The following is an 8,328-nucleotide window of genomic DNA, read 5'->3' on the forward strand; positions in this document are numbered from 1 at the left end:
GAGGCAGCCATCAAAATCTCGAATCAGGCCCTGAACTGCCCCAGGCTAGCCTTCAACTGCGCCGCCAGATTATCCAGCACCTTGCCACTGGCCGTCGTCTCAACCACCGCCTGGGCAGCTTTCTCGGCCTGGGCATGAATGGTCTCGACCCGACCACGCACCGCTTGCGCGCCCTGGGCCTGATGCGCCGCCGCCTGGGTCGCCAAGCCAATGGCGGCATGCACCTGTTCAACGGAAGCCTGCACCGACTGCTGCAGCCGCGCACTGTCACGCAAAACCGACAGACCTTCACTGGCTTGCCGCCCGGCCTGGCCAATCGCAGCCACTGCCTCCCGAGCCCCCTGCTGCAGGGCCACGATATGGGCCTGAATGTCACCGGTTGAACTCTGAGTCTTGCTCGCCAGCGCCCTAACCTCATCTGCCACCACCGCAAACCCGCGTCCGGTTTCCCCGGCGCGCGCCGCCTCGATGGCCGCGTTCAGGGCCAGCAGGTTGGTTTGCTCGGCGATGCCGTGGATCACCGTCAGCACCACTTCGATCTGCTCGCTCTGCTGGGCCAGCCGCTCGATGACCTTCGCCCCGGTGTCCACCTGCCCGGCCAGCGCCTCGATCAAGCTGCCGACCTTGGCCGAGGTACGAGTGGTTTCATCAGTGGCCTGACGGATCTCGACCACTTGCTGCAAGGCAGCCTGCATCGCCTGGCTTTCCGACGCCGCCTCATCGGCCATCTGCGACAGCGCCCGCAGGCTTTCGGCCACTTCATCGCGCTGCATGCCAGCCGCCGCGTCGGCACCGGAGTTGCGCAAGGTCATCGCGCCAATTTCCTGACCGGTACGCTGGGCCACATCGCCCGCCTCGCGCACGATAGGTTGCAACTTATCCACAAAGCGATTCACCGCCGACGCCATGTCGCCAATTTCATCCTTGCTGCTGATCTGCACACGCTTGGTCAGGTCGCCCTCGCCCGCCGCCAGGTCGTTCATCGCAGCGATCAACAATTTCAAGCGATTGACCACCCGACGCCCAAGCACCACGGCCAGCAGCACCAGCACGCCCAACCCCACCAGCGCCAGGCCCAGGCCGATGCGCCAACGCAACGTCCCCGCAGCTTCCTGCACGGTAGCGGTGGTGTTGGTCTGCATTTCGGTGGCAGTAGCCTGCGCCGAGCCCAGGCGGCCGCGCATCGCGGCGGCGCTGTCGGCAGCCGCGCCCTTGAGGCTGTCACCCACCAATTGATCACTGCTGGCAATCAACGCGGAGAACCGCTGATCCAGCGCCTTCAGGTCGGTTTCCACGGACGCGGTGGAAACACCCATCAGCACCTTGCCGATTTCCACCCCATTGGGGTTGATCGAGGCTTCGAGGTAGAACACCGATGGATCGTTCTTCGCCGCATCCAGCACTTTGTCCAGTGCCCGCTCGCCCTTGCCCTTTTCCAACAAGGCCTTGTTGATCGGGTTTTCCCGGTTCAGGTAACGCGTCAGGTGTTCACCGGCCGCGTCGTCATAGATGACGAACAGCACGTTGGGATTGCGCTGGGCCCGGCGGGCGAATTCGGACAGGGTCGGTACGTCACTGTCCCACATGGCGCGAGGCGCGACCGAGGCCAGGAGCTGCGCCATATCATTGGCGGAATCACGCAAGTCTTTTTCCAGGGTCGTACGCAGTTGGGCCTGCTCCTCCTTCAGACGCGAGGACAGACCGGCCGCCAAGCGCTGGCGAGTACTGGCGGACAAGCTGTCCAGGCTCGACGTGACTTCACGCCCAGCCTGCTCCAGCTCACCCGCCAGTTTCTGGCTGTCGGCGCCCAAGCGGGCGCCCAGGTCGGATTCAAGCGCCGTGACCGTGCTTCGGGTCAGCGCAACGGCGACCAGTACCTGCACCAAAAGGGCGATACCGAGCGTAACGAACACGGGCCGCAACAAACGGCTTTGTAACAGTGAGAGAACGGCCGACACTTGAAATCCCTCTACCAAACGCCATTAATTTGATGGCACTCGTGAAAGCGGTGCCTTGATGGTGAGGCATAGCAAGTGTCGTGCCGTCGGCCAGACAGAAACGACAAAGGGCTCCCTAAGGAGCCCTTTGTTTTTTACATCAACGACTTATCAGGCAAACGGATGACGCAGGACGATGGTTTCGTTGCGGTCCGGCCCCGTCGAAATAATGTCGATCGGCGCACCGACCAGCTCTTCGACGCGCTTGATGTAATTGCGCGCGGCCAACGGCAGCTCTTCCAGGGTCTTGGCGCCCACGGTCGACTCGGTCCAGCCTGGCATCTGCTCGTACACCGGCTCCAGGCCGATGTAGCTGTCGGCATCGGTCGGTGCGTCGATGACCGCGCCGTCCTGGTTCTTGTAGCCCACGCAGATATTGATGGTTTCCAGGCCGTCCAGTACGTCCAGCTTGGTCAGGCACAGGCCCGAGATGCTGTTGACGTCGATGGCGCGACGCAGGATCACGGCATCGAACCAGCCGCAACGACGGGCACGACCGGTGGTAGCACCGAACTCGTGGCCGCGCTTGGCCAGGAAGGCACCGACGTCGTCGAACAGCTCAGTCGGGAACGGACCCGAACCGACGCGGGTGGTGTAGGCCTTGGTGATGCCCAGGATGTAGTCCAGGTACATCGGGCCAAAACCCGAACCGGTGGCGATACCGCCCGCGGTGGTGTTGGAGCTGGTGACGTACGGGTAGGTGCCGTGGTCGATGTCCAGCAGCGAACCCTGGGCGCCTTCGAACATGATGTCCTTGCCGGCGCGGCGCAGCTCGTGCAGCTCGGCAGTGACGTCGAGCATCATCGGCTTGAGCAGCTCGGCGTATTCCATGCACTCATCCAGGGTCTTCTGGAAGTCGATGGCCGGCTCTTTGTAGTAGTTGACCAGGACAAAGTTGTGGTAGTCCAGCAACTCGCCCAGCTTGGCGGCGAAACGCTCACGGTGGAACAGGTCGCCGATGCGCAGGCCGCGACGGGCCACCTTGTCTTCGTAGGCCGGGCCGATACCGCGACCGGTGGTGCCGATCTTCAGTTCGCCACGGGCCTTTTCACGGGCCTGGTCCAGCGCAACGTGGTAGGACAGGATCAGCGGACAGGACGGGCTGATACGCAGGCGCTCGCGCACCGGTACGCCTTTCTCTTCCAGCTTGATGATTTCCCGCAGCAGCGCGTCGGGCGCGACCACCACACCGTTGCCGATCAGGCATTGCACGCCTTCGCGCAGCACGCCCGATGGAATCAGGTGCAGGACGGTTTTTTCACCGTCGATCACCAGGGTGTGACCGGCGTTGTGGCCACCTTGGTAGCGCACTACGGCGGCAGCATGTTCGGTCAGCAGATCAACGATCTTGCCTTTGCCCTCATCACCCCATTGGGTGCCCAGGACTACGACATTCTTACCCATAACACTTGTCCTCATTCGCGCAAACTTGGTGCCGGCTCCAGGCCGGCAGGAAAACTCAAGAAGCCAGCGGCAATACTTGCCAAAGCCCGTTCTGCTGAATCAATTGCCGGTCGCAGTCCGCTTCACGGGCGGCGGCCAAAGGTTGTCCAGGCAAGGCCTGGACGACACGCTGACCCTCACTGCGCAACTGGCAGACCGCCTGCCAGAGTGCCGCATCCGTACTGTCAGGCATCCAGATACCGCCAGACGGTAGCTCGACTTCAGCACGCCCCAGGGTCACCAGGGTTTTCAAATCGGTGGAAAAACCGGTCGCCGGACGGGCGCGACCGAAGTCGGCGCCGATGTCGTCGTAGCGACCGCCCTGGGCGATGGACTGGCCAACGCCCGGGACGAACACCGCGAACACCACGCCGGTGTGATAGTGATAGCCGCGCAGTTCGCCCAGGTCGAAATACAGCGGCAACTCGGGGAAACGCACCGACAGACGCTCGGCAATCGCCAATAGATCATCCAGCGCCGCCAACACCGGTGCCGGCGCGCCGGCCAGGCGCTCGCGAGCAGCGTCCAGCACTTCACGGCCGCCGCAGAGATCCACCAACGCCCGCAACATGCCGGACAGGTCGCTCGGCAGGCCTTCGGTCAAGCTGATGACCTCATCGATGGCCTTGCGCTGCAAGGCGTCGAACAACCGCTGCTCCACTTCCCCGGACAAACCGGCCGCACGGGCCAGGCCACGGTAGATGCCGACATGGCCGAGGTCCATGTGGACATCCGGCACATCAGCCAGTTGCAGCATGGCCAACATCAGGCTGATGACTTCCACGTCGCTGCTTGGGCTGGCATCGCCGTACAGTTCAGCACCCAGCTGAATCGGGCTGCGAGAGGATGACAAGGCGCGCGGCTGGGCATGCAGGACGCTGCCGGCATAGCACAGGCGGCTCGGGCCTTCGCGACGCAGGGTGTGGGCGTCGATGCGCGCCACTTGAGGCGTGATGTCAGCCCGAAAGCCCATCTGCCGGCCCGATTGCGGGTCGATAACCTTGAAGGTGCGCAGGTCCAGGTCCTGGCCCGCGCCGGTCAGCAGGGATTCCAGGTACTCGATATGCGGGGTAACGACGAACTCGTAACCCCAGCTCTGGAACAGATCCAACACCTGCCGACGCGCTACTTCGATACGCGCGGCTTCCGGTGGCAGTACTTCTTCGATGCCATCTGGCAGCAGCCAGCGGTCTACCGTTGCCATTACGCCATTCCCCTATGGTCCGGGCGGCCAGCTTTCGGGCTGGCCTTGAGTGAAGCAGAAAATGCCCGCGTCATGCGAAAAACCGCAAACAACACGCAAGGGCGACGTGACGAATGGCCCTGGATCGGCCTCGCCAAGCACTTTCCTCGAAAAACCTGTCGGGTCGTTCAACCCGACGCCTGCACCGCATAAACCACAATCGAACGCGCAGACGCAAAAAAGCCGGGAATTTCCCGGCTGCCGCATCATACACACGTTTTCCCAAAGGATCACCCCGCCCGACGTTTTAGCCGCCGGGCGGAGTGCCTCAGGTCAACGTCGTATCAAGGCTTGGCCTTTTCCAGGTAGTGGAAAAAGTCGCTGCTTGGGTCCAGGACCATGACGTCGGATTTGTTCGCAAAGCTTTCACGGTAGGCGCGCAGGCTACGGTAGAACCCGTAGAACTCCTGATCCTGGCCATAGGCCTTGGCGTAGATCGCAGCGGCCTGGGCATCACCATCACCACGGACCTCTTCCGACTCACGGTAGGCTTCGGCCAGCAGCACGCGGCGCTGACGGTCGGCGTCGGCACGGATGCCTTCGGCCAGCTCGTTACCCTTGGCGCGGTGCTCGCGGGCTTCACGCTCACGCTCGGTGCTCATGCGTTCGAACACGCTGCGGTTCACTTCCTTCGGCAGGTCGATGGCCTTGACCCGGACATCGACCACTTCGATACCCAGCTCTTTTTCCGCCATCGCGTTCAGCGAACGGGTGATGTCGGCCATGAGCGCATCACGCTCACCGGATACCACTTCATGCAGGGTACGTTTACCGAACTGGTCACGCAGGCCCGATTCCAGGCGACGGGACAGGCGCTCGTCGGCGATCTGCTTGAGACCGGAAGTCGCGGTGTAGAAGCGCTCGGCATCCTTCACGCGCCACTTGGCATAGGCATCGACCATCACGGCTTTCTTTTCCAGCGTCAGGAAGCGCTGCGTCGGTGCATCGAGGGTCATCAGGCGGCCGTCGAACTTGCGCACCTTGTTGACGTACGGCACCTTCACATGCAGCCCTGGCTGGACATCAGCCTGGACCACGCGACCGAATTGCAGCAACACCGCACGCTCGGTCTGAGCCACGATGTAGAAGCAGTTCCAGGCAGCGATCGCCACGACGACACCGACAATAAGGGCGATCAGCGATTTATTGCTCATCAGCGACTCTCCCTGGTACGTGCTTGCTGTTGCTGCAGGTCCGCCGCCGCGCGGGCATTGGCTTCATTGCTGGCGGCTGCCGCGCTGGTTGGCGGCGTGCCGGTATTGCGGCTGCCCTCGACCATCTTGTCCAACGGCAGGTACAGCAGGTTGCTCTGGCCGTTCTTGTTACCGGTCACGAGGACCTTGCTGGTATTGCTGAAGACCTCCTGCATGGTGTCCAGGTACAGACGCTGGCGGGTCACTTCAGGGGCCTTGCGATACTCGGCGACCAGCTTGGTAAAGCGATCCGCCTCACCCTTGGCGCGAGAGACCACTTCGTCACGATAACCGTTGGCGTCCTCGATGATGCGCTGGGCCTGGCCACGAGCTTCCGGCACGACGCCGTTGGCATAGGTCTCGGCCTGGTTGCGCGAACGCTGCTCGTCTTCACGGGCGCGGATCACATCGTCGAAGGCTTCCTGGACTTCGCGCGGTGCCGCTGCGCTCTGGACGTTGACCTGGGTGACGGTGATACCGGTGCGGTAGGTATCGAGGAAGCGCTGCAGGCGCTCCTTGATTTCGCTGGCCATCAGTTCACGGCCTTCAGTCAGCACCTGGTCCATGGCAGTGGAACCCACCACATGGCGCAAGGCACTTTCAGTCGCGTGTTGCAGGCTGATTTCCGGCTGATCGACGTTCAGCACGAAGTCCTGCAGGTTGGTGATCTTGTACTGCACGGTCAGCGGCACTTCGACGATGTTCTCGTCTTCGGTCAGCATCTGGCCCTGCTTGGTGTAGGCACGCTCACGCGTGACGTTCTCCATGTACTTCTGGTCGATCGGCGGGAAATAGATGTTCAGGCCCGGGCCGACGGTTTCGTAGTACTTGCCGAAGCGCAGCACCACGGCCTGCTCCTGCTCATCCACGACATAAACCGCGCTGTACAGCCAGATCGCCGCGAGCACGACAAGGCCGATGCCGAGCAGGCCGAAACCGCCGCCCTTGCCCGGACGGCTGCCGCCATCGTCACCGCGTTTCTTACCACCACCGAACAAACCGTTCAGGCTTTCCTGCAGCTTGCGGAAGGCCTCGTCGAGATCCGGTGGTCCCTTGCGGTCGCCGTTGTTACGACGCTTGCCGCCCCAGGGATCCTGGTTATTCGAGTTGCCACCCGGCTCATTCCAAGCCATAGCGCTCTCCATCTGATAAAGCAAAGACGCACCCACGGCGCGCCGGCCAATGCTACAGAATGCCTGACACAGCTTTCTCAGGCTTTTATTGCAAAGTGTGTTGCTCGATGAATTCCATCGGTTGCAGCCCTTCACGACTGACCAGTCGGTTCAGTTCCGACCGTGGCAGGCGAACGGCCAGCAGGCAAGCGCCTTCTTCGTCGTGTTCTTCTTTCTGTACCGCACCCAGCTCGAAAAACTGGGCACGCAGCCGGGCAAAACGCTGCGGCAGCTTCAGGGTGCCAACAAACAGGTCATCGCCCAGCAGCTCCGCCACGGCCTGCTTGAGCAGGTCCAGGCCGCTGCCATCGCGAGCCGAGAGCCAGACCCGTTGCGGCTTGCCATCGGCATCGCGCTGGATCTGCGGCTCGACCCCTTCGAGCAAATCGAGTTTGTTGTATACCTCGAGGATCGGCAAGTCCTGGGCCCCGATCTCGCCCAGCACCACCATGACCTGCTCGATCTGCAGCATCCGGTCCGGCTCGGCGGCATCGATGACGTGCAGCAACAGGTCGGAGTTGCTCGACTCTTCGAGCGTAGCCCGGAAAGCCTCGACCAGTTTGTGCGGCAGGTGACGGATGAATCCCACGGTGTCGGCCAGCACGATCGGCCCGAGGTCGTCCAGGTCGAGCCGGCGCAGGGTCGGGTCGAGCGTGGCAAACAACTGGTCGGCGGCGTAGACGTCGGATTGGGTAACGTTATTGAACAGGGTCGATTTGCCGGCGTTGGTATACCCCACCAGTGAAACCGTCGGGATGTCGGCGCGCTTGCGGCCGCGTCGCGACTGCTCGCGCTGGCTGCGGACCTTCTCCAAGCGCCCCTTGATCTGGCGCAGGCGAACCCGCAACAGGCGCCGGTCGGTTTCAAGCTGGGTTTCACCCGGCCCGCGCAGGCCGATACCGCCCTTCTGCCGCTCAAGGTGAGTCCAGCCGCGAACCAGCCGCGTGCTCATGTGTTCAAGCTGGGCCAGTTCGACCTGCAGCTTGCCTTCATGGGTACGGGCACGTTGGGCGAAGATATCGAGAATCAGCCCGGTGCGGTCGATCACGCGACACTCGAAGACGCGCTCGAGGTTACGTTCCTGGCTGGGCGTAAGGATGTGGTTGAAGATCACCAGATCGATATGCTCGGCCTTGACCAGGTCGCGCAACTCCTCGACCTTGCCGCTGCCGATCAGGAACTTGGCGGTTGGCCGATGACGCGGCACGTTGAAAAACGCGACGGTCTCGGCGCCGGCCGAAATTGCCAATTCCTGAAACTCCTGCGGATCTTCGCGCGCC

6 protein-coding genes are annotated in these 8,328 nt (G+C 62.6%); all 6 read right to left on the reverse strand.

Annotation, left to right across the window (positions count from 1 at the left end; genetic code table 11):
* Positions 1-23: 23 nt before the first annotated feature.
* Positions 24-1,958 carry a methyl-accepting chemotaxis protein gene (locus tag OC610_RS16160; RefSeq protein WP_264429009.1) on the reverse strand — a complete coding sequence of 645 codons (1,935 nt, stop codon included), beginning with the start codon at positions 1,956-1,958 and terminating at the stop codon, positions 24-26.
* 150 nt (positions 1,959-2,108) lie between these two features.
* Complete coding sequence (locus OC610_RS16165) at positions 2,109-3,401, reverse strand: adenylosuccinate synthase (protein ID WP_003197240.1); 1,293 nt, start codon at positions 3,399-3,401, stop codon at positions 2,109-2,111.
* A gap of 55 nt (positions 3,402-3,456) precedes the next feature.
* Positions 3,457-4,644: an ATP phosphoribosyltransferase regulatory subunit gene (locus tag OC610_RS16170; protein WP_198797214.1), complete on the reverse strand. Its 1,188-nt coding sequence runs from the start codon at positions 4,642-4,644 to the stop codon at positions 3,457-3,459.
* 323 nt (positions 4,645-4,967) lie between these two features.
* On the reverse strand, positions 4,968-5,837 hold the full coding sequence (hflC, locus tag OC610_RS16175; protein ID WP_030140160.1) for a protease modulator HflC: 870 nt from the start codon (positions 5,835-5,837) through the stop codon (positions 4,968-4,970).
* The gene (gene hflK / locus OC610_RS16180; protein ID WP_181287392.1) at positions 5,837-7,009 is read right to left on the reverse strand and encodes an FtsH protease activity modulator HflK; all 1,173 of its coding nucleotides are present in this window, start codon (positions 7,007-7,009) and stop codon (positions 5,837-5,839) included. Before hflK ends, hflC begins: the two co-directional genes overlap by 1 nt.
* An 85-nt stretch (positions 7,010-7,094) precedes the next feature.
* On the reverse strand, positions 7,095-8,328 hold a 1,234-nt coding region (gene hflX, locus OC610_RS16185; protein ID WP_264429012.1), incomplete at its 5' end, for a ribosome rescue GTPase HflX.

Origin of the sequence: Pseudomonas agronomica (assembly GCF_025917275.1) — a bacterium.
Taxonomy (GTDB): Bacteria; Pseudomonadota; Gammaproteobacteria; order Pseudomonadales; family Pseudomonadaceae; genus Aquipseudomonas; species Aquipseudomonas agronomica.